Origin of the sequence: Litoribacter ruber, assembly GCF_018449405.1 — a bacterium.
Taxonomy (GTDB): Bacteria; Bacteroidota; Bacteroidia; order Cytophagales; family Cyclobacteriaceae; genus Litoribacter; species Litoribacter ruber.
Window position 1 is genome coordinate 24,032 of sequence record NZ_JAHCMY010000004.1, and the last position, 21,166, is coordinate 45,197.

Sequence of the window (21,166 nt, forward strand, 5' to 3'; positions counted from 1 at the left end):
AGCGGACTTAACCTCCTAACCAGCTGTGCTACGAAGTGGATGCAAAGGCGTTAGTACAGTCGGTTAAGAGGTTAATTTCTATCGTCCTCTTCCTTTTCCGCCTTTTTTTTCAATTCTGCCAACTCCTCTTTACTATAAGCTTTTCTCGAAATCAGAACAAATAAAACGGGTACCAGGAAAATGGTCATGGTGGTGGCAGCGACCATTCCACCAAACACTGTCCAGCCGATCGTCTGCCTGGCCAATGCTCCAGCACCACCTGCAAATGCCAAAGGCAAAATCCCCAAAATGAAAGCCATGGAAGTCATGATGATGGGCCGCAACCTCAGCTCAGCGGCTTCCCGGGCTGCTTTCTTGATGGACATGCCCTGATCTACCCGCTCCTTGGCATATTCCACAATCAGGATGGCATTCTTGGCCGCCAATCCCACCAAAGTCAAAAGCCCGATTTGGGCATACACATTATTGTCCAACCTAGGGAAAAGCAACAAGGTGAGTATGGCCCCAAAAGCTCCCGTGGGCACTGCCAGCAACACTGAAAATGGCACAGACCAGCTTTCATAAAGTGCTGTCAGACACAGAAACACAAATAAGATGGACAACAGGAAAATGATGATGGTGCTTGCACCCGTTTTGACTTCCTCCCTAGTGATTCCCGAAAACTCATACCCATATCCAGAAGGAAGATGCTTTCCCGCCAAGTCCTCCAATGCCGCGATGGCGTCCCCTGAACTCCTTCCGGGGGCTGCCTCCCCATTGATAGTGGCGGATCGGAAAAGGTTAAAATGGTTGATCAATGGGGCATTTTCGATCAGCTCCACTTCGGCAAGCGAACTCAACGGGGTCAGCCCCCCGGCAGGGTTACGAAGGAAAAACTGCTGTATAGCCTCCGGCTTTTCCCTGTAATTGCTATCTGCTTGCACCAAAACCCTGAAATTTCGACCATAAAGAATGAAGTCATTGACATAAAAGCTTCCCAAGTAGGTCTGCAGAGTTCGGTACGCATCTCCAATATTCAATCCCAGCCGCGCGGTCTTCTCCCTGTCCAGATTAAACCTGTATGCAGGAGTGGAGGCACTGAAAAAGCTGATCGCATTGTTGATATCCGGGTGGTCATTGGCCTCTGATATGAAATTCTGGAGGTTCTCCTCAAAGTTTTTGATATCCCCACCGGCTTCAAGTTCCTGAAAAACAAATGAAAACCCAGAGGTGCTGCCCAGACCCGGAATAGCAGGCGGGGCTAAGATGACTATTTTGGCCTCAGGAAGTTCTTCAGCAAGCAGTTTTTCTAGCCTGTCCCTGACTTCAAAAGCCCCCTGCCCGCTCCCACTCCGTTCATCCCAAGGCTTCAACTGCGTGAAAACAGTTCCGCTGTTGGACTTGGTGGCAAAGTTGACGGCATTCAGGCCAGTCACGGCAGAATAATGCAAGACCTCTTCCTGTTCGTCCAGGATTTCCATGAGCCTTTTGATGGTAGAAAGGGATCGGGCCGTGGAGGACCCCTCAGGGAGTTCGAATGCGACAAACAGCCTTCCTTCATCCTCCACAGGGATGAAGCCGGTGGATTTCTGCTGGAACATGAAAAAAGTAGCCACAGCGAGCACCACAAGCCCAATAATGAAATACAGCGACCTTGAAAAACTCCACTTAACTTTTTTGATATACCAGTCCCCCATCCTGTCAAACCAGGTGTTGAACTTATGGAAAAACTTGTTCAGCCCGGTGGATTTTTCAGATACCGCCGTGGGTTTAAGTAGCAAAGAGCAGAGTGCGGGGGTTAGGGACAAAGCCACAAAACCCGAAATCAGGCCAGAAACCGCCACCGCCATGGCAAACTGCTGATACAACCTTCCCAAAATCCCCGGGATAAAACCCACCGGGATGAATACCGAGGCCACAATCAATGACATGGCAATCACCGGACCTGAGATTTGCTTCATGGCCTTGCTCACCGCTTCCTTGGCTGAGATTTTTTCCTTTTGCATGATAGCAGAAGTGGCCTCCACCACCACAATGGCATCATCCACCACAATCCCAATAGCCAGCACAAAACCAAATAGCGTTAAGGTATTAATGGTGAAGCCTAGTGGTATAAACAGGGCAAAAGTACCTATGATGGATACCGGAATGATCAAGATTGGAATGAGGGTGGCCCGCCAATTCTGTAAAAAGAGAAATACTACCAAACATACCAGCCCTAAGGCTATAAATAGCGTTTTTACCACTTCATTGATGGAGGCGTCCACCACAGAAGCTGACTCAAAAGGGATGATGTAGTCCAGATCGGGGGGGAAACTTTCCTTCAGCCTTTCCATAGTCTCCCTGATCCCTTCTTCTGTTTCAAGAATATTGCTGTCCGGGGTCTGGTACACCAACAGATAGGCAGCAGGATAGCCATCGGTAAAGTTGTTTGGGGCATAATCAAAACGGCCCAACTCCACCCGGGCCACATCTCGCAGGTAGACCAGGGCATTGCTGTCCTCATCCGCTTTGAGGATTACACTTTCAAATTCCTCCACACTTTGTAAGCGCCCATTGGAAAACAGCGTGTATTCGAAAGCCTGATAATCCGGCTGGGGAGGGGCCCCCAATCGGCCTGCGGCAATTTGGATATTCTGATCTTGAAGGGAGTTGATCACGTCAGTGGCAGTCAAGCCCAGCTGCGAAAGTCTATCAGGCTTTAGCCAAACCCGCATACTGAAATCCTCCGCCCGGGCAAAAATATCCCCGACTCCGGGCACCCTGAGCAGCTCATCTTTTACGAATATGTTGGTATAGTTATTTAGAAAGTCTATATCATGTGTGCCTTCTGGGGAAAACAGAGAAACGATAAGCAAGATACTCGGATTTCTTTTCCGAATGATCACCCCCAGCCTCCTTACCTCCTCAGGCAACAAAGGTTCGGCTATACTGACCCTGTTTTGCACCTCCACGGCTGCCACATCGATATCCGTCCCCACATCAAAAGTAATGTTGATCGTCATCCTGCCCTCACTACTTGCCGTGCTTTCAATGTAAGACATCCCCGGCGTACCGTTGATTTCAGTTTCAAGGGGAGTGATAACTGTCTGTTCGATGGTTTCAGCATCAGCGCCTGTGTACACGGCCGTCACCTGAATAGTTGGTGGGGTAATGTTCGGGTATTGGGACACCGGGAGGCCCACAATGGCCAAAATGCCAAACAGTAAAATAAAAATGGATACTACGATAGCCGTATTGGGCCTTCTTATAAAAACATCTGCTATCATCGCTGCGTCTGGTTTTCTACCCGTACGGCAGCACCATCACTCACCCTTTGGATACCTTTTACAATCACTTCCTGGCCTTCCTGCAGCCCGTCCAAAATCACCGTTTCTCCCTGCAGCTTTCTACCGGTTTGCACTTTTACCTGTCTGGCTTCCCCATTTTCGACTATGTAAACAGAAAATTCCCCCATCTGCTCCTGCACGGCCTGCTCAGGCACCAGCAGCACCTCACTGCTTTCTTCTTCTTTGACAATCAGCGTGGCGCTAAGTCCGGGACGGAGTAAAAAATCCGGGTTGGGAAAAGAAAGCCTGATCTGGATGGTTCCAGTATTGCGGTCCACTGCCCTGTCGATGATGCGGATATTGCCGGTGTATGGATAACTCTGCCCGTCAGGCAAGCGGAGCAAAAACACGGAATCGGCCTCAATATTTTCACTAAACTGCAAAGAGGTAAACTTTCTCAGGTATCTTTCCTCCGGAAAAAAATCCACCCCCATGGGCTCATCTCTGGAAAGCGTGTTCAACAACGTCTGCCCTGGCTGAATGAGGGTTCCTTCCCGGACCTGCGAAAAGCCTATGGTACCATCAAATGGCGCATAAATACTGGCATATTGAAGGTCAATCCGGGCATTTTCAAGATTGGCCTCAGCTGCGGCAACTTCCTGTTCGGCATTGCGCACCTCAATCACCGCATTGTCATAGATCTGCCCCGCAATGGCGTCCTCTTCCTGCAATGCCTGATACCTGCGCAAATCCCGCTGGGCCCTTTCCAGGTTTGCCTTCGCAATGGCCAGCTGTGACTCGGCCTGCTCCTTTCTCGCCCTGAACCGGGTTTCATCTATTTGATAAAGCAGCTGGCCCTTTTTGACCCGCTGCCCTTCTTCTATATAGATGCCTGTAATATACCCATTGACATCAGCCCTCAACTCCACCTCTTCCACAGCGGTGACTGTGGCCGGATATTGTTGGGTGAAATTCACGTTGGATTTCCTGGCCTGCACGGTCTGTACTACCGTGGGTTCTTCTTCCTCTTCCTCTTCACCACAGGAAAATAGAAAGGGCAGCAAACCCAACAGCATCAGGCAGTAAATTCTGTGGTATAATCTGGTCGTCTTCAATCGTATATATTTACGTCAATAGTTCCTCTCGCCCTAAGCACTTCCAGTCTGCTGGTCATCATTCTAAAAAGGGCGTTGTAATAATTAATTCTAGCCGTTCGCAGGTCGGTTTCAGCCTGTATCACCTCCAGGAAGTTTTTGATACCTTCTTCATATTGCAGGCTGACAGTGTTGTAGATTTCCTCTGCCAACTGCTTGTTGCTTTCCAAAATTCTGAATTCATAAAACCTGGATTTGTACCCAGATAGGGCCTCTTCATGCTCTCGGTTTATTTGCAACAACAGGCCATCTTCAGCATATTGCAACTGTTCAAATTCGAGGTTTGCGGCACGGATATCATGGTTTCTTCTTCCTCCTTGGAAAATCGGAAAATTCAGCCGCAGCCCGGCTAGGGAATTCGGGTATGCCCGGTTGAAAATTTCATTCCCAAAAGGTGTCTGATAGATGATGTTATAATTGAAAAAAGCACTGAGCGTGGGAATAAACCTGCGTCGGAAATAACTGACCTGTTCACCCTGTAGATCCTGCTGGGTAAGCAGCAACTGATAATCCGGCCTCCTTCCCACCTCGACGGTTTCCAGGGTATCCAGTGAACTGCTCAACACCAATTTCTCCTCGTCGTACACCAGCCGGATGGGCTGTGTGACGCCACTTCTTTCCTGCAATACGGCCATCATGGCCTTATAATCCTGCTGAGCCTCAAATAGGGCCGCCTGGGTATTTTGTAAGGTGATGGTTGCTCTTTTGTAATCAATGTTATCGGTAATACCCGCTTCATAAAGCAGCCTGGCATCTTTGAGCTGACGCTCCTGTCTTACCAGGTCTTCTTTATTTATACGGATTTGTTCCTGGCTGAGGAGGGTTTCATAAAAAGCCCTACCAACCTCCAGAATTAAGTCCTGCTTGAACTCTTCTACCTGATATGCGGCCTCCTTCCTCCTAAGCTCGGCCTGTCCTTTGGCCAAAAAGAGCTCATTGTTAAATAGGGATTGCTCCACAAAGAAATTCACATTGGAATTGAAGGGCACGCCCGTACGGACTTCCTGAAATTGACCGGACTCCGGGTTGTTGAAATCGGGAAAGATGGCTACTGGCTGTTCAAAATACCTGAAATAATCCGCAAACACCCCCGCCTGCGGAAACCATCCCGACATATCCGACCTTACCTGCGCATCGGCAATGTCCTCTTGCAGCTTCATTTGCCTAAAAACCGGCTGGTTTTGAAGGCTGTAATCGATGATTTCTTCTAAAGAATACGAAACCGTGTCCTGTTGTGCAAACAACTGGCTGAACGTTGAAAAAAATAAAATTAAAAAGATTAGTCGGGTCATAATAAAACGTACCGTGGGTGAAACTTATCAACGGTACGCCAATCCAACCAGCATTTTTAGGCTTTTGTTTAACTTTTGACCTTTGTCATAAGGGCTACTTACTAATCAATTCCTCAAAATCATCCCGGATGTAAATCACATTTCTTCCCAGCTCGATCCATTTTTTCTTTTCCAGCTGCTTGAGCAGTCGGGAAATGACTTCGCGGGAGGTGCCGAGTTCGTTGGCAATTTCCTGATGGGTGGTGTGGAGTTCATTGCCTTTGTATTGCTTCATCTTGGTGACGATGTAGCGCATCAGCCTTTCATCCATACGCTTGAAGGCCACCGCATCCAAGGCAACGAGCATTTCCTGAAAACGCTGCTGGTAGGTGCTGGACACAAAATCCTTCCACTGCTTATATTCATCCATCCACTTTTCGTGAAGCTGTACGGGAATGCCCAAAATGGTGGTGTTTTCCTCTGCTACGGCTTTGATTTCGCTGGGCTTGTGCGCACTGCAGCAGGTCAAAGACAAAGCGCAGGTCTCCCCAGGCTCCAGGTAATATAAAAACAATTCGCGTCCATCTTCATCTGTCCTCATCACTTTGATGGCTCCATCCAGCACGATGGGCACCATTTTGATAAACTGACCAGGCTCCATGATGGATTTTCCCTGTTCAAAAGTCATCAACTTGCCTTCTGCCTTAAGAGCGTTCAACAATTGCGGGTCTGTCAACAAGGGCAATTTTTCCTTTAGCGAATCTAATTCCATTTTAGTTTTAGGTTATTTTTTCAAAGAAAGGGGTTCATCTACTCTAAGTTAGTGATAAAAATCACACAAAGGGTATTCAAAAAGCTTTTATGGCCAAAACCATTTCAAGGGAATTTGCTTAATGATATGACAGCTATCCCTTTTACCTATGAGACTTTTTAAATGCCACAATTGCGAGCAGCCGGTATATTTTGAAAACTTCCATTGCGCCAACTGTAAGGCTGAGCTCGGTTTTGATCCCAGAAACGCAGGGATGAAATCTCTTTCACCTGCCGGGGAATCTTGGATGGACACCACCACCGGAGAAACCTTCAAAAAGTGCCACAACCACCAGCACGGGGTCTGCAACTGGCTTCTTCCAGCGGATAGCGATCAGTCCTTTTGCCTGGCCTGCTCCCTAAACCGTACCATACCCAATCTCTCAAACCCCGAGCACCTGGAACGTTGGACGGCCATAGAACAAGCCAAACATAGATTAATCTATGCCTTGATCAGGTGGGGCATACCTGTAGTCAACAAATCGGAAAATGCCCTTGAGGGGCTGGTTTTTGATTTCAAATCAGATGAGGGCCTGCCTCCAGGGCAACGGGTACTGACCGGCCATGCAGATGGGGTGATCACCATGAACATTTCCGAGGCCGACGATGTGGAAAGGGAAATGGCCAGAAACCAAATGGATGAGGTTTACAGGACCGTTTTGGGTCATTTCCGGCATGAGGTGGGGCATTACTATTGGGATCGATTGGTGATGGGAAGCCCTTATCTGGATTCTTTCAGGGTCTTGTTTGGAGATGAGCGCAAAAGCTATCAAAAGGCCCTTGATCAGCACTACGAAAACGGCCCCCCTCAGGATTGGAGGGAAAATTTCATCAGCTCCTATGCGACCATGCATCCTTGGGAGGATTGGGCAGAGACCTGGGCACATTACCTACATATAGTGGATACTCTCGATACCGCCTTTTCATATGGGCTATCCATCCACCCCAACTTGGCCACAGACCATCCCGTGCTTTCCGGGAAGGCTGATTTTGATCCCTATTTGGAAAAAGATTTTGACCAAATTATCAAAAACTGGTTCCCCCTCTCCCTGATGATCAACAGCCTCAACAGAAGCATGGGCGCAAGAGATGCCTACCCCTTTGTCATCACCCCCACGGTACAGAAAAAACTGAAGTTTGTCCATGAGGTGATAAAAGGACAAACTAGTAGAACAGCCACCCTATTATAGCCATGACAAATTCTTATAAAATCCCCAGCCACACCCGTATTGGGCATGTGCACCTAAAGGTTTCCAATTTGCAACGGGCCATGGATTTCTACTGTGGGCTGTTGGGGTTTGAGCTGCAGCAAAAATTTGGAGAGGAAGCAGCTTTCCTTTCCGCAGGAGGGTATCACCATCACATAGGCTTGAATGTCTGGTTTAGCAAAAATGCCAGCGCGGCTCCCCGCAATGCTCCGGGGCTTTTCCATACGGCCATCCTTTACCCTACACGAAAAGATCTAGCGCAAATTTACCAAAGAATCAAGGAGACCGATTATCCCTTTACTGGATTTGCCGACCATGGTGTTTCTGAAGCTTTGTATCTCGACGACCCCGACGGCAATGGCGTGGAGCTTTACTGGGACCGGCCAGTCGAGGCTTGGCCCAAAACCTCCAAGGGGGAATTGGATATGTACACCAGGGCTTTGGATATCAACAGCTTACTTTCAGCAATTGAAAGTTAATAACTCACCAGCACAAATTGACTAAATCATTGAAAATGAGTAAATTTACATCATAACCAATCGCAAAATACTCATGGAAAAAGTCATTTATTGCAGAGATGTAGGTTTTGATTGCAATGGGGTGATCAGGGCCAAAAGCGAGGAGGAAGCAATGCAGCTTGCCGCCGAACATGCGAAAACGGTTCATGGCGTGAAAGAAATCACGCCGGAGATGGTAACTAAGATCAAATCAGTGATGCAGGAAAACCCCGAAGGCCATGTGATGACCTAGGAAAGGATAAACTGAAAGGTTGGTGTTCAGCCTTTCTTTTTTTACCCACTTGATTATCAATATTTTTCTTTTAGAACCAATCATTTTTACCCCTCGGCCAATCCGTTTTCCGTAATATATCCCTAAATTGAACACACCAATTAAACTACTAACAGATTTCATGAAAAAATTAATGACCGCGCTGGCCTGTCTGATGATGAGCCTTTCAGCATTTGGCCAAACTGAGCTGCCCGTAAAGGGGGAGGTTACCGTGCACGAAACCGACAACAAGGGCAAGCATTTCTCCTATATACTAGTCAATGAGGGAGAGGAAACCCTGGAAGGAGGTTCCTATCGGGTATACCTAAAAGTCAACAAAAAGTACATCAGCTTTGACCGCGTCACTTCTGACTTGGAGCCTGGTCAGGCAATCCGATATGAAAGCAATGAGATTTTCATGAAAGATGAAAAAACAGAAGAGCTCAATTACCTTCTGGAACTGACAACCAAAAAGCCCAAGAAGAGACATACCTTAGCCGAAGGTTTGGTGACATGGGACGAGTAGAGGATCCTTACCAGCTTACCCGCTTCCTTGAGGCCCAAGCCAGCAGTCTGGCCCAAGCCAAGCAAGAGCTCCAAAATGGCAAGAAGGTATCCCATTGGATGTGGTATATATTCCCCCAGCTTAAGCAGTTAGGACACAGTAGTACGGCTAAGTTTTATGGAATTAGGGACCTGGCTGAGGCCAAGGCTTTTTACCAGCATCCAGTGTTGGGTCACAATTTGCGGGAATGCTGCGAGCTATTGTTGCCTCACGGGCAAAGGACAGCTTACCAAATAATGGGATCTCCGGATGATTTAAAGCTTCGATCCTGCGTCACCTTATTCCTTTTGGCTACAGGAGACCTTATTTTTCAGCAGGTATTGGACCAGTTTTTTGATGGAAAAAAGGATGAAAAAACGGTGGCTTATATAAAGCAGGACTGAAAAGTTTGTCGAAATCCTCCCTGTTTTCAGCTTCCATTTTTGACAATTTATAGCTAAATTGCTGTAAGCTATTTTTTCCACCTTAATCATTTTTTTCAATGAAAAACGTAAACGTTTTTGTCGACCCCGCGACCCGCATCAACTACACTGCCTACTATTTGGTAGGCCTCTACGATTATTTCGGGCGGAAAAATGTGAGCTTTAAAAGAAGCCCCTTTTCACAGCTTTTTCAAAACCGTGAAAAAAATGATAATGGAGAGTATTTTAACTATACAGCATTTGTGGTGGAATCTGCCGGCAAAAGCACCAAATATATTATCGATTTTAGGGACAGTCCGGAAGTATATGAACACGCCTATCGCTGGTGTGACACCTACGCCAAAATCAACGTCAATTTGGATTACCTGAGTGGCAGAAAGGATATCTCTAAGCTGCTGTCCATAGGGCCAGGGTTTAGCATTCGCATATGGGGTAAATGGAAGACCTACTGGCACTGCCTGCAAAATCTCCGCAGGCTTAACTTCCAGCCGGGAATTTATTGGAAAACCTTTGTGAGGACCTATGAAAACCAGATGGAAAAATCCTATCTCAACCAATTTGTCAACCCACCTAGGCCAGTCAGCCCTAAAAGAAAGCCATACATTTTCACCATTGCAACCTTGTGGGAACATGCCAATTGCCAACTGGGCACCAACCACCTGAGAAAGCAATTTATGACCATATGTAAAAACAGTCCCTTGTGCAGCTTTGAGGGTGGCTTTTTCTTTTATAAAAAATTCAAAGGGGTGAAGGATTTCAAAGAGTTGAAAATCAAGAAATTTGTTTCCCACCCTGAATTTCTACAGAAAACCCATGAATCCGCACTGGTATTCAATACCCCTTCAGTTTTTAATTGCCATGGGTGGAAACTGGGTGAGTTTCTTGCCATGGGAAAGGCAATGATTTCAAGCCCCATAATCAACGAACTCCCTGAACCCTTGCAGCATGGAGAAAACATTCATTTAATAGAAGATGAAAGCGAGATGGAGGATGCGGTAAACTATCTGTTGACCAATGAGGCCTATCGGAAAAAATTGGAAAAGGGCGCAAAAAAATACTACAATGACCATCTGGCCCCGATTAGGGTGATAAGCAATATTATAGGTAAAGCCCATCCGATAAAAGATCCCGCCCCAGTTCGCAAGACGGTCACCAAATAGCCGAATCTTAAGGGATCCCCTCGGTCTTACCCGCACCGTGGGGATTCATTTTTTTGTCAATATAGGAAAGGAGGGATTTCCAAATCAATCTTAATAAAATTCATTATGAACACTCAGGCCACCACCCCTATTTACCATTTCACTGCGCCACCCAGCCCCCGTCCACGGCCAAGGCATGCCCGGTGACAAAGGATGACCTCTCCGAACAAAGCCAAAGCACCGCATCGGCCACCTCTTCCGGCTCGCCCAACCTCCCGATGGGTTCGGCGGATTCAAATTGCTTTTCCACCTCCTTATTTTTTCCGGTGAAGCGGTCAATCATGGGGGTTTTGATCACCCCTGGGCAGACAACATTGATCCGTACGCCGGACTTTGCGTATTCGAGTGCGGCATTTTTGGTCAAGCCTATCAGTCCATGCTTGGATGCCACATAAGCGGGTATACCGGGAAATCCAACCAATCCCGCAATCGAGGCATTGTTTACAATGGCCCCGCCCCCGTTCTGGATCAGGTGGGGCAACTGGTACTTCATGCACCACCATACCCCTTTGAGATTTATTCCGAGGACTTTGTCCCAGTTTTCATTGGTACAGTCGATCACAGGAGCGGTCAATCCTTCCACTCCGGCATTGTTGAAGGCATAATCAAGGCGGCCGTAGTGACTGATGGTCTTTTCCACCATATTCTTGATATCTTCTTCATTGGACATATCCCCTTTAATGAAAATACAATCCCCGCCTTCATTTTTGATCTTATCCACAGTTTTTGAATCCTCCACCCAGTCGACCACCACCACCTTGGCCCCCTCTCGGGCAAAAGCTATGGCCGTGGCTTGGCCAATACCGAAACTCCCTCCGGTGACCAAAGCGACTTTATTTTCAAAGTTCATTTTCATGTGAGTATCATTAAGTTGAAAAGTATGATTTATGCAGGTTTGCTGACCTTATCCTCAGCGATCTTGATGTTTTCTATGCCTCTGAACAAGGCATCCGAACTGAAGGAAATGCTGTCAATGCCTTCCTCCACTAAAAACTGGGCAAACTCCGGATAATCACTTGGGGCCTGCCCACAAAGACCTATTTTTACCCCAGCTTTTTTGGCACTGCGGATAACTTCTGAAAGCATGCGCTTCACCGCGGCATTGTTCTCGTCAAAAAGCTCGCTGATGGTGGCGGAGTCTCGGTCTATCCCAAGAGTGAGTTGCGTGAGGTCATTGGAACCGATGGAGAAACCGTCAAATATCCGCGCAAACTCCTCGGCCAAAATCACGTTGCTGGGGATCTCGGCCATCACGTATACCTCAAGACCGTTGTCACCTCGTTCAAGGCCAAACTCTTTCATGGTCTCCAGCATCTTTTTGCCCTCCTCGATTGTCCGGCAAAAAGGGATCATCACTTTTACATTGGTAAGGCCCATTTCATCCCTGACCACTTTCATGGCCTGGCATTCCAGTCCAAAGCCTTCCCTGTACTGGTCATTGTAGTACCGAGAGGCTCCCCGGAATCCCAGCATGGGGTTTTCCTCATGGGGCTCGAAACTTTTCCCCCCGATGAGTTCCGCATATTCATTGGTTTTGAAGTCACTCATTCGGACGATGACATCCTTGGGATAAAATGCGGCTGCAACCATGGCCACTGCCTCCGAAAGGTTTTCTACGAAATATTTTTTCTTATCATGATAGTGTTGGGTGATGGCCTGAATAGCTCTCTTATCGTTGTTGTCATCCAGTTCCCCAAACTTCACCAGCGCCATGGGATGGATCCGGATGCTGTTGGCAATTATGAATTCCATTCTCAACAGGCCCACTCCTTCATTGGGATAAAAAGACAACCTGAAGGCTTTTTCGGGATCTGCCAAAATGAACATGGGTTTAGTCCGGGTGCTCTCCAAGGCTTCAAAACTGATCTCTTTTTCTTCCCAATCGAGTTTACCGTCATAGATATGGCCCTCGTCGCCCTCTATGCAGGAAACGGTGATTATTTGCCCATCATACAGCTTCTGGGTCGCGTCACCTGTTCCGACCACAGCATGTATTCCCAATTCCCTGGCCACAATGGAGGCATGGCTGGTCCGCCCCCCCTTGTTGGTAACGATACTTATCGCTTTCTGCAACATATTGTTCCAATCGGGATTGGTGATGTCAGCCACGATGATGTCACCTTTCTTAACCTTTTTGGCATCAGCCACGGAATGTACAATACAAACCCTTCCGCTGGCGATGGACCGCCCAACAGCCTTGCCCTTACAGATCGGCTCCGCCCTTGACATAAGTTTATACTCCTTCCCGGCCACCTTTTTGGCCTGCCTATGAACGGTCTCCGGTCTAGCCTGAACTATGAAAAGCTCCCCTGTCAACCCATCCTTGGCCCACTCAATGTCCATGGGGAGGATATAATGCTTTTCAATAGCAGCGGACCACTGGGCAAGGATTTCCACTTCCCTGTCCTGCAGGGAAAAAATCCCCCTTTCAAAAGGCTCGGTTTCGATATTGGTGATGGGCCGCTCAGCATTTTCGGCATACACCATTTTATGTTCCTTGGAGCCCAGTTTGCGGTGGATGATGCTTTTCATGCCCTTTTCGAGGGAGGGTTTGAAAATATAGAATTCATCGGGATTCACCGCTCCCTGCACTATATTCTCTCCCAGTCCCCAGGAAGCCGTAAGGTAGATTACTTTTTCAAACCCTGTTTCAGGATCGATGGTAAAGGCCACTCCCGCACTTCCAAGATCTGATCTCACCATACGTTGTACCCCCACCGAAAGGGCCACCTGCATGTGGTCAAACCCGTTGTCAATCCGGTATTTGATCGCCCTGTCGTTGAAAAGGGACCTGTAGCAGCGTTTCACCGCATCCAGCAGTTCGCTCTCGCCTTTGATGTTGAGAAAGCTGTCATGTTGGCCGGCAAAACTGGCGGTGGGAAGGTCTTCGGCCGTGGCGCTGCTTCTTACGGCGACAGATATATCCTCTTGACCGAGGAGTTTACGGTAAGCCTCCAAAATTTCTGTCTTGAGCTTTTCGGAAAAATTGCCCGATGCCATGAGTTCCCGGTATTTGGCCCCAACCTCCTGGAGGTTGCCCAGCCCCTTGCTGTCCAGTTGCTGGAGTTGGCGGGAAAGACTTGCGTCAAGCCCGTTTTCATGGAGATAACTTCTAAAGGCATCTGCCGTGGTGGCAAAACCGTCAGGAATGTTGACTCCAAGCGGAGCAAGTTCGTGGATCATTTCTCCGAGGCTGGCATTCTTGCCGCCGACCAGGGAGACGTCGCTGTTGCGGATTTTTTGAAAGGAGATGGTCAAAACAGTCATGTCTTTGGGATATTTGACAAATAAAAATCCGGCACAAAAAACTCATCGTAACCTTTTGCTTAACAACACCTTAAGTTAGCAATTTTATGAGAGATCTTTATTTTAAACTGACATAAATTTTCCATAAACCCTCTCAAAAGCTTTGCAAATCACCTCTCTTATATTGTCTTGGATGCCAACAAAAAAACCTACGGAAATTAATAATTTTTAACAGGAGAAATACTTAAGCATTTCTATATATTTGCGCGCTTAATTTTATGAAAACTATGAAAAAACTCATCCTCTTAGTGGGGTTTCTCCTTCCGTTTTTCTCTATGGCACAAACGGATAGAGACAGCTTGAGGCAAGAAAACCTTGTTTTGGACAGCTTATTTATCCATGAGGTGGAAAATGTAAAAGGGGAAAAGCCTAAGGTACTCCATGCCGAACCGCTATATATAGATTTGATCCGTGACCTGGGTGCCAGAAAGGGCGAAAAGGAGTGGAACGTAGGGATGGGCATGAAAGCCGGCCGGCATTACAATGAGTTTGAAGCATTGGTAGAGTACGAATGGGCGCCGATCGATAGGCTTGGTTTTGAGATTGAACTTCCCGTAACCATGTACAGCCAACCGTTGAGTATGGCCAATTCGGACGTGCGCAAACCATCCAACAGGCTAGAAAGCTTGAAACTGGCTACCCAGTGGTCATTCCTGGTTTCGGAAAAGCACAACACCACCTTGGCGCTGGGATATATCCATGAATTTGAATTGACAGATCTGGACAGGATGGGCAGGGAAAAAGCCTATCAGGGCAACATCTACAACCCGTTTTTTGTAGCGGCAAAAAGATGGGGTAGGAATTACCATACCCTCATCTATACAGGACCAAAGTTTATTCAGGAGTTCCACCACAAGGGAACCCATCAGGTGTTTGAGTTTAACACCAATCTACATTACATGATCACCGGCACCCGGAACTTCATCGGCCTTGAGATCAACAAGGAATTGAACCAGGGAAAACTGCTGACGGTGATGCGGCCACAGATGAGGCTCGCATTGGCCGAAAACCTGATGGTGGGCATCGTCTCTGGTATTCCCATCAACACGGAAATCCAGGGGCTCAGCTCCTTTGTGCGGATCATCTATGAGCCGGGCTTCAAGACCATGCACTAACTAGAAAACAGGCGATAGCAGCATGGCGATAGGCCTATTTTGAAGCCGATCAGATCTTATTAAGAATAAGAAAAAACAGGCTGTAAAAGCCTGTTTTTTTTTCATTGTCATATTTTTTGCTTCCTTAATGGCTTAAACTTTCGTTTTGTGGCCGCCCCATTCGCTTCAGAAAATTTGCGTGGGACTTAAGCGCAGAGATAAAGGTTTTGTTCTCGTAATAGGGCAGGTCATGCTCCAAGGCCGTCTGCTTGACAATATCCGAAATGGCTGGGTAATGGATATGGCAGATTTTAGGAAACAGGTGGTGTTCGACCTGACAGTTGAGTCCCCCGCAAAGGAAGGTAGCTAATTTGCTTTTCCTGGCAAAATTGGCCGTTGTTCTCATCTGGTGTTGCGCCCAGGCCTCTTCTATGTTTTCGTTCTCCTCCGGCTGGGGGAAAGAGGTCTGCTCGACCAAGTGGGCCAATTGAAACACCAATCCCAACACCAGCCCCTCAGCAAAATTGAGTGCAAAAAAGCCGATTAGGTATTGCCACCAGGTGATATCCATAAATACCAATGGCAATATGATGAAAAGGGTGTAATAAATAAATTTGTAAAAAAAGAGATTGAAATACTCGATTTTGGGGTGGTTATTCTCATGTTGCCCGATCTTTTTCTGGAAAAATTTGAGATAATCTTTTCTGAAAAACCAAGACATAGAGGCCAATGCATATAGAAAAAAGGCATAGATGTGTTGGTATCGATAGATCGGTTTATGTCTTTCGATTGGGGACACCCTCACCATACCGGGAGCCACTTCCAGATCCCCGTCATGGCCTATAATGTTGGTATAGGTATGGTGGATTTTATTATGAGTGATATTCCAAATGTAAACATTGGCCCCGATTATATTAAACAACAAGCCCAATGACTTATTGACCCATGGCTTGGAAGAATATGAGCCGTGCAGGGCATCATGACAGATATTGAACCCAATAAATGCCATGGTCATGCCCAGGCATATGGCCAATACCAATAAAAGGAAAAGGGGGAAGACCTGAAGAATAATTAGTAAGTAAAGAGAAATGAATAAAGTGATATATATCACCGTTTTGGCCACCATTTGAAAGTTGGCTCGTCTGGATATCCCATTTTTTTCAAAGTAGTGATCTACCCTGTTGCGGACAGTCAAAAAAAAACTTGAATTATTTGAATCAATAAATTTAAGGGGAGATTGCATGTAAAATTGTATGATGAATTATAAGAACAAATATATATGCATAAACATTACAAAAAAGTTGCTTATCGATAAATTAAATTAAGCCTGGAAAATTTAATTCACTAAGGACTGCCCTTAATTATAAAATAAAATTTCCATTTGAACTCCATTTTTAAAATTGTTAACTTCATATGGACTTTAACCACTTCAACTAATATGAAAAAGCGCCTGATCCTTCTAATAGATTTTTCGAAATTTTCTGAACCTCTGGTAAAGCTGGCGCATTTGCTGGCCAAACAGCTGGAGTCTAAAATCACATTAGTCCATCAAGTCCCTAGCTTGGTTCCTTCCCTATCAGACCTGGAAAGCAGAGAACAGCTGATCAGTCATGAAAAAGAAGCTGCCACCAGCAAAATGCTCGAACTTATACATACAGTCGGACTAGCTGAGGAGGAAGTTTCACTCTTGGTGACTGAAAAAAACCTGTCAAAGATTTTGAATGAGCGGTCTGTAATGGGACATGATGACATTGTCATGCTGGGCCTAAAAGGAACTGGATTTTTAAAAAAGCTATTGATCGGCAGCACGGTGACCAAAATCATTGAGGAAACCAACAAGCCTATCATTGCCATCCCCTCCAATCTGACTTCCTTTGAACCGTCCAAATTTGTAGTGGCGGTAAGCTACCGCTTTCCTGTCAATGAGGATAGTCTCCAACATATGCTTGAAACCTTCAAACCATTCCGGGTGAAGCTGGAATTTATCACCGTGGTAACCAAAAACGATAATCCTGACAGCAGCTCTGCATACTTGCTTTTGCTTGAGGAAAGATTCAGAGATTGGGGGGCCACCTATAAGATTTATCATGGAGCAGATGCTTTCAAAGAAATCAAATCGCACGTCCATGCCATTCCCAACTCCTACTTGGTAGCCCAAAAGGGAAGCCGGACGCTGAACGACCAGCTTTTCAGAAACTTTATGCTCAACGACCTGATTCACGATGGCTCTATGCCGCTTTTGATATTACCCAAATGAATTGGCTTTCCAGTTTAGCGGACAACCCTTTTTATGAATTTGCCATAATATTGTTTTTGGCGGCATTGATGGGCGGGCTTGGGCAACTGCTGAAGCAACCATTGATCGTGATGTTTATTGCCTTGGGCATCCTGGTTGGCCCTGCCTTTCTCAATGTGGTAAAATCAGAGGACAACATCCATCTGCTGGCAGAGATAGGCATCGTGATCCTGCTTTTTATCGTGGGGTTAAAGCTGGACCTGAGAATCATCAGCTCGATCGGAAAAATCGCCCTACTTACAGGGCTGGGGCAGGTTTTATTCACTTCCCTGATAGGTTTTTTTATAGGCGTGGCTTTGGATTTCTCCTACCTTCACAGTTTTTACATTGCCGTGGCCCTGACATTTTCCAGTACTATAATCATTGTCAAACTGCTTTCCGACAAGAAAGAAATTGATTCCCTACACGGGCAAATAGCGATAGGTTTTTTGATCGTGCAGGACATTGTGGTGATTTTGGTCATGATCGTCTTATCCGCCATGCGCCAAAGTGAGGGAGGCTCTTTTTGGGAAGACATGGGCAGCACGGTGCTGGCCGGGGCGGTTTTGGGTCTTTTGACTTTCATCGCAATGAAATTTATCATCCCCAGACTGAGTATTTTTCTGGCAAAATCTCAAGAACTTCTGACCTTGTTTGCCATTGCTTGGGCTATAGCGATGGCGGCCCTGGGTGACGCTATGGGTTTCAGTGGGGAGGTTGGCGCCTTTTTGGCGGGGGTCAGCCTGGCCTCCTCCCAGTTTAAAGACGTCATCAGCAGTAGGCTGATAAGCCTGAGGGATTTCCTTTTGCTGTTTTTTTTCGTCAATCTAGGGGCAAACTTGGATCTCGGCATTATAGGAAGCCAAATCCCCTCCTCCCTGATTTTTTCCGTTTTCGTACTCGTTGGCAACCCCATAATCGTTTTGATCATCATGGGAGTCATGGGCTATAGGAAAAGGACCGGGTTTCTGGCTGGGCTCACCGTAGCCCAAATCAGCGAGTTTTCCCTGATTTTTGCCGGCTTGGGACTGTCGGTGGGACATATTACTGAGGATGTGGTAGGGTTAATAACACTTGTGGGATTGATAACCATCGCATTGTCCACTTATTTGATCATCTATAGCCATCCCATCTACGATTTTATAGCCCCTGCCCTGAGTATTTTCGAAAAAAGACATCCGTATCGGGAGGCCGAGTTTGAAGAGGAAGTTCATGCCAAATATGATTTGATCATATTTGGGCTGGGAAGGTTTGGTTCCAATGTGGCAGACCTGCTTGATCAGTACCATGACATAAAATATTTGGCCATAGACTTTGATCCCATTGTGGTCAGGGAGTGGCGAAAAAAGGGCGATCATGTGATTTATGGAGACATTGAAGATCCGGATCTATTGGATTCCTTACCCTTAACCACGGCCAAGTGCGTGATCTGCACCGTCCCCAGCACGGAATTATCCATCAACCTAATCCATGCCTTGAGAAGGCAGGAATTTAAGGGGAAAATATACGTGACTGCCATGCATGAAAAGGATCTACGGATCCTGCAGGCCGAAAACCCCGACCAAGTCCTTCTGCCGCACCAGTTGGCAGCCACTTCGTTTTATCAAACCCTCATGGAGGAGGTGCAAGCTTAATTAGCCTCCACTTTTTCCGGTTGCGTCCTGAATTTCCAAAAATCTATGGCATTCCCCAGGTTGTCCAATGAGGTGGAAGTTTGCCGGATTACATTGGCCAAGGTGGATACTGGAAAGAGTTCGTGTTTGTTCTTTCTTAATTCCACATGCAGGAAGGTATTGATTTCTTTGAGGGAGAGTTCATTCCCATATCGCCAAGCATTCAGGTTGTTAAAGGTCAAAGATCCGGCCTGAACCCTTTCTTCTAAGTCCAACAAACTATTTTTGAGCTGGTTTCTCAGCTTTTTCAAGATCTCTGTAGTGAGTGTATCCTCCGAATTTTCCATCTGTCGCAGGTTGTGTTGGATATCTTTGATGTCTTTGGCTGCAAAAATCATAGACCGTAAGCTGAGCATGAGATTGGTGAGGGACTCCGCCTCCCTCTCACTAAGCACCTCCTCCTGTAAGGAAACATGGTAGGCGGTAAGCTCATCCTCGATTACCTTGAGCTGGTTGTAATTTTCGATGGGGTCTTTCACTTCGCTGACGATCCTTCTCCATGTAGGCATTTTCTGCCGTTTTTTACCCGCCTGGAAAGTGCCAATTATAAAATCCACTGTTTTCTCAAAAGTCGCCGCCACCTCCTTTTCCACGGCCGAAACCGCCACCTCAGGTACCTTGGTAGACACGTTTTTGATGTAAAGGGTCTGACCTTTGGGTTCTGATTTCGAAAACCGGCGCTTGAGCCATTTTTCCAAAAGCCCCAGAAAAGGAAGGAATAGGAACACGCCTAGCAACTTGATAAATGTACTGAAGATCACCAAATCAATCAGCGCATCCTGAACTGGAAAGAGCATGAGGGTCAAGTTGATCAAATCCGCTATGAAGGCATAAATGATCAAGCCCGTGACCAAGTTGAAGAGCAGGTGTGCCAAGGCCAGGCGCTTTTTATCTGCCGCCCCGCCCATGGCTCCTATGGCCACGGTGATGGTGGTGCCAATATTGGCCCCCACTACCATTGCGGCCGCCTGTGTGAGGGTCACCACACCTGCATGCACAGCGGAGAGAATGATCACCATCATGGCCGAACTGGACTGGATCAGCGCAGTAACAATGATCCCAATGCCCAAGAACATCCACAGGCCATAATGCTGATATTGCTTAAAATCAATCTGAGTGGCAACCTCTTCAATGGCCACCTTCATGAAATCCAAGCCCAAGAAAAGCAATCCAAAACCTATACAGAAGTAGCCAATGTTTTTCAGCACCGGCCGTTGCTGCAGAAAAATGACAGATAGGCTCCCCAATCCCAGAAAAGGCAGGGAAAAATCGGCCACACTTAGCTTAAAGCCCAAGGTAGCCACAATCCAAGCGGTAATGGTGGTGCCCAAATTGGCCCCCAAGATCACGCCTAGGGAACTGCGGAGATTGATGACTTTGGCTCCTAAAAACGCCAGCACCATTAGGGTCACCAAGGAGCTGCTCTGCAAAACCGCCGTGATCAAAGCGCCCACCAGCACCCCTTTCCAGGACTGGTCGGTCAGGCTTTGCAGCATTTTGCGGAAAGATTTCCCGGCAAGCTCTTTCAAGGCTGTCTCCAGTTGGCTCATACCAAAAAGAAACACCCCTATGCCGGCCAGGAACCGCCAAAAATCAAAACTTGGTTCTCCCATTAATCGTACAGCTTATAAGCAAATATAAGTAATGCCTACCAAAAACAGTCATTTCCTAATTTCAGGATTAAAGAGTTGAGTAACTTATCCTCTTCTATTTATTTATACCTTATCACAAAGATTTTTACCTTTGGGTAAACCTAGCTTCAAAAAAATCAGAGCTCAAGATTTAAATACCGCCCATAAAAACCAAGCTTCAACGCTTCGGAGGATTTCACTTTACCTTTTAAGTGCGGTAATGCTTGTCATGGCCTGCAATAGCAGGAAAGCCATTTCGGAGTATTTTGAAGTCTCCATTCCCAAACCTCTTAACGTCACAAAGCCCATCCTTCAAAATGAGGGCTGCGAAATCCATGATGATTTGGCTTGGGGCGAAAAGGTTGAGGCCTTTGAGGTTTCGGAGCACCATTTAGGACTTGGTTTTGCAGAAGCAGCCCGGTCAACTTTTTCATTTAAGACCCTACAACAATTCACCCCACAATCCAATAATAATATTGGCTCATGGGCAAAACTCCCCTTATACATCTTATTTAAGCAATGGAAGTCTTGGCTGATGTAAT

The 21,166-nt window shown here is 46.7% G+C and carries 18 protein-coding genes; 10 read left to right on the forward strand and 8 right to left on the reverse strand.

Annotated elements, in window-relative coordinates; translation table 11 throughout:
- Positions 1–71: 71 nt before the first annotated feature.
- From KI659_RS08945 to KI659_RS08960, 4 genes are all read right to left on the reverse strand, one after another.
- Complete coding sequence (locus tag KI659_RS08945) at positions 72–3,248, reverse strand: efflux RND transporter permease subunit (RefSeq protein WP_213945006.1); 3,177 nt, start codon at positions 3,246–3,248, stop codon at positions 72–74.
- Entirely contained in the window at positions 3,245–4,363 is a 1,119-nt protein-coding gene (locus KI659_RS08950) for an efflux RND transporter periplasmic adaptor subunit (RefSeq protein ID WP_213945007.1), read from the reverse strand. Before KI659_RS08950 ends, KI659_RS08945 begins: the two co-directional genes overlap by 4 nt.
- Complete coding sequence (locus tag KI659_RS08955) at positions 4,360–5,646, reverse strand: TolC family protein (RefSeq protein WP_213945008.1); 1,287 nt, start codon at positions 5,644–5,646, stop codon at positions 4,360–4,362. Before KI659_RS08955 ends, KI659_RS08950 begins: the two co-directional genes overlap by 4 nt.
- Before the next feature lie 142 nt (positions 5,647–5,788).
- On the reverse strand, positions 5,789–6,445 hold the full coding sequence (locus KI659_RS08960; RefSeq protein WP_213945009.1) for a Crp/Fnr family transcriptional regulator: 657 nt from the start codon (positions 6,443–6,445) through the stop codon (positions 5,789–5,791).
- Between the two features lie 148 nt (positions 6,446–6,593).
- Here KI659_RS08960 and KI659_RS08965 point away from each other — a divergent pair, with 148 nt between their 5' ends.
- The 6 genes from KI659_RS08965 to KI659_RS08990 all read left to right on the forward strand — a co-directional run bounded on the left by KI659_RS08965 (position 6,594) and on the right by KI659_RS08990 (position 10,606).
- The gene (locus KI659_RS08965) at positions 6,594–7,673 is read left to right on the forward strand and encodes a zinc-binding metallopeptidase family protein (RefSeq protein ID WP_213945010.1); all 1,080 of its coding nucleotides are present in this window, start codon (positions 6,594–6,596) and stop codon (positions 7,671–7,673) included.
- A 2-nt stretch (positions 7,674–7,675) separates the two neighbouring features.
- Positions 7,676–8,170, forward strand: a complete 495-nt coding sequence (locus KI659_RS08970; protein WP_213945011.1) for a VOC family protein — start codon at positions 7,676–7,678, stop codon at positions 8,168–8,170.
- Positions 8,171–8,243: 73 nt separating this feature from the next.
- Positions 8,244–8,441: a DUF1059 domain-containing protein gene (locus KI659_RS08975; RefSeq protein WP_213945012.1), complete on the forward strand. Its 198-nt coding sequence runs from the start codon at positions 8,244–8,246 to the stop codon at positions 8,439–8,441.
- Positions 8,442–8,601: 160 nt separating this feature from the next.
- Positions 8,602–8,985 (forward strand): hypothetical protein, encoded by a 384-nt coding sequence (locus KI659_RS08980; protein ID WP_213945013.1) that lies wholly within the window; start codon positions 8,602–8,604, stop codon positions 8,983–8,985.
- Entirely contained in the window at positions 8,973–9,407 is a 435-nt protein-coding gene (locus KI659_RS08985; protein WP_213945014.1) for a DUF1810 domain-containing protein, read from the forward strand. Before KI659_RS08980 ends, KI659_RS08985 begins: the two co-directional genes overlap by 13 nt.
- 98 nt (positions 9,408–9,505) lie before the next feature.
- Entirely contained in the window at positions 9,506–10,606 is a 1,101-nt protein-coding gene (locus KI659_RS08990; protein ID WP_213945015.1) for a glycosyltransferase, read from the forward strand.
- Positions 10,607–10,745: 139 nt separating this feature from the next.
- Here the strand turns inward: KI659_RS08990 and KI659_RS08995 are convergent, their stop codons facing one another.
- Positions 10,746–11,501 (reverse strand): SDR family oxidoreductase, encoded by a 756-nt coding sequence (locus KI659_RS08995; RefSeq protein WP_213945016.1) that lies wholly within the window; start codon positions 11,499–11,501, stop codon positions 10,746–10,748.
- 29 nt (positions 11,502–11,530) lie between these two features.
- Positions 11,531–13,912: a phosphoenolpyruvate synthase gene (gene ppsA / locus KI659_RS09000; protein WP_213945017.1), complete on the reverse strand. Its 2,382-nt coding sequence runs from the start codon at positions 13,910–13,912 to the stop codon at positions 11,531–11,533.
- A 266-nt stretch (positions 13,913–14,178) separates the two neighbouring features.
- Here ppsA and KI659_RS09005 point away from each other — a divergent pair, with 266 nt between their 5' ends.
- On the forward strand, positions 14,179–15,066 hold the full coding sequence (locus KI659_RS09005; protein WP_213945018.1) for an HAEPLYID family protein: 888 nt from the start codon (positions 14,179–14,181) through the stop codon (positions 15,064–15,066).
- Positions 15,067–15,190: 124 nt separating this feature from the next.
- Here the strand turns inward: KI659_RS09005 and KI659_RS09010 are convergent, their stop codons facing one another.
- The gene (locus KI659_RS09010) at positions 15,191–16,288 is read right to left on the reverse strand and encodes a fatty acid desaturase family protein (RefSeq protein WP_213945019.1); all 1,098 of its coding nucleotides are present in this window, start codon (positions 16,286–16,288) and stop codon (positions 15,191–15,193) included.
- Positions 16,289–16,483: 195 nt separating this feature from the next.
- On the opposite strand from KI659_RS09010, the gene KI659_RS09015 reads away from it, so the two are divergent.
- Positions 16,484–17,302: a universal stress protein gene (locus KI659_RS09015; protein ID WP_213945020.1), complete on the forward strand. Its 819-nt coding sequence runs from the start codon at positions 16,484–16,486 to the stop codon at positions 17,300–17,302.
- Complete coding sequence (locus tag KI659_RS09020; RefSeq protein ID WP_213945021.1) at positions 17,299–18,954, forward strand: cation:proton antiporter; 1,656 nt, start codon at positions 17,299–17,301, stop codon at positions 18,952–18,954. Before KI659_RS09015 ends, KI659_RS09020 begins: the two co-directional genes overlap by 4 nt.
- Here KI659_RS09020 and KI659_RS09025 read toward each other — a convergent pair.
- Positions 18,951–20,606 (reverse strand): Na/Pi cotransporter family protein, encoded by a 1,656-nt coding sequence (locus KI659_RS09025; protein WP_213945022.1) that lies wholly within the window; start codon positions 20,604–20,606, stop codon positions 18,951–18,953. The two genes, KI659_RS09020 and KI659_RS09025, sit on opposite strands and share 4 nt — an antisense overlap.
- Positions 20,607–20,736: 130 nt before the next feature.
- On the opposite strand from KI659_RS09025, the gene KI659_RS09030 reads away from it, so the two are divergent.
- Positions 20,737–21,165, forward strand: a complete 429-nt coding sequence (locus KI659_RS09030) for a hypothetical protein (protein WP_213945023.1) — start codon at positions 20,737–20,739, stop codon at positions 21,163–21,165.
- Position 21,166: the final 1 nt, after the last annotated feature.

Excerpts from the sequence above, each read along its gene's own strand:
- KI659_RS08945 (WP_213945006.1), bottom strand. The coding sequence starts at position 3,248 with ATGATAGCAGATGTTTTTATAAGAAGGCCCAATACGGCTATCGTAGTA.
- KI659_RS08960 (WP_213945009.1), bottom strand. The coding sequence starts at position 6,445 with ATGGAATTAGATTCGCTAAAGGAAAAATTGCCCTTGTTGACAGACCCG.
- KI659_RS08965 (WP_213945010.1), top strand. The coding sequence starts at position 6,594 with ATGAGACTTTTTAAATGCCACAATTGCGAGCAGCCGGTATATTTTGAA.
- KI659_RS08970 (WP_213945011.1), top strand. The coding sequence starts at position 7,676 with ATGACAAATTCTTATAAAATCCCCAGCCACACCCGTATTGGGCATGTG.
- KI659_RS08975 (WP_213945012.1), top strand. The coding sequence starts at position 8,244 with ATGGAAAAAGTCATTTATTGCAGAGATGTAGGTTTTGATTGCAATGGG.
- KI659_RS08980 (WP_213945013.1), top strand. The coding sequence starts at position 8,602 with ATGAAAAAATTAATGACCGCGCTGGCCTGTCTGATGATGAGCCTTTCA.
- KI659_RS08985 (WP_213945014.1), top strand. The coding sequence starts at position 8,973 with ATGGGACGAGTAGAGGATCCTTACCAGCTTACCCGCTTCCTTGAGGCC.
- KI659_RS08990 (WP_213945015.1), top strand. The coding sequence starts at position 9,506 with ATGAAAAACGTAAACGTTTTTGTCGACCCCGCGACCCGCATCAACTAC.
- KI659_RS08995 (WP_213945016.1), bottom strand. The coding sequence starts at position 11,501 with ATGAAAATGAACTTTGAAAATAAAGTCGCTTTGGTCACCGGAGGGAGT.
- ppsA (WP_213945017.1), bottom strand. The coding sequence starts at position 13,912 with ATGACTGTTTTGACCATCTCCTTTCAAAAAATCCGCAACAGCGACGTC.
- KI659_RS09005 (WP_213945018.1), top strand. The coding sequence starts at position 14,179 with ATGAAAAAACTCATCCTCTTAGTGGGGTTTCTCCTTCCGTTTTTCTCT.
- KI659_RS09010 (WP_213945019.1), bottom strand. The coding sequence starts at position 16,288 with ATGCAATCTCCCCTTAAATTTATTGATTCAAATAATTCAAGTTTTTTT.
- KI659_RS09015 (WP_213945020.1), top strand. The coding sequence starts at position 16,484 with ATGAAAAAGCGCCTGATCCTTCTAATAGATTTTTCGAAATTTTCTGAA.
- KI659_RS09020 (WP_213945021.1), top strand. The coding sequence starts at position 17,299 with ATGAATTGGCTTTCCAGTTTAGCGGACAACCCTTTTTATGAATTTGCC.
- KI659_RS09025 (WP_213945022.1), bottom strand. The coding sequence starts at position 20,606 with ATGGGAGAACCAAGTTTTGATTTTTGGCGGTTCCTGGCCGGCATAGGG.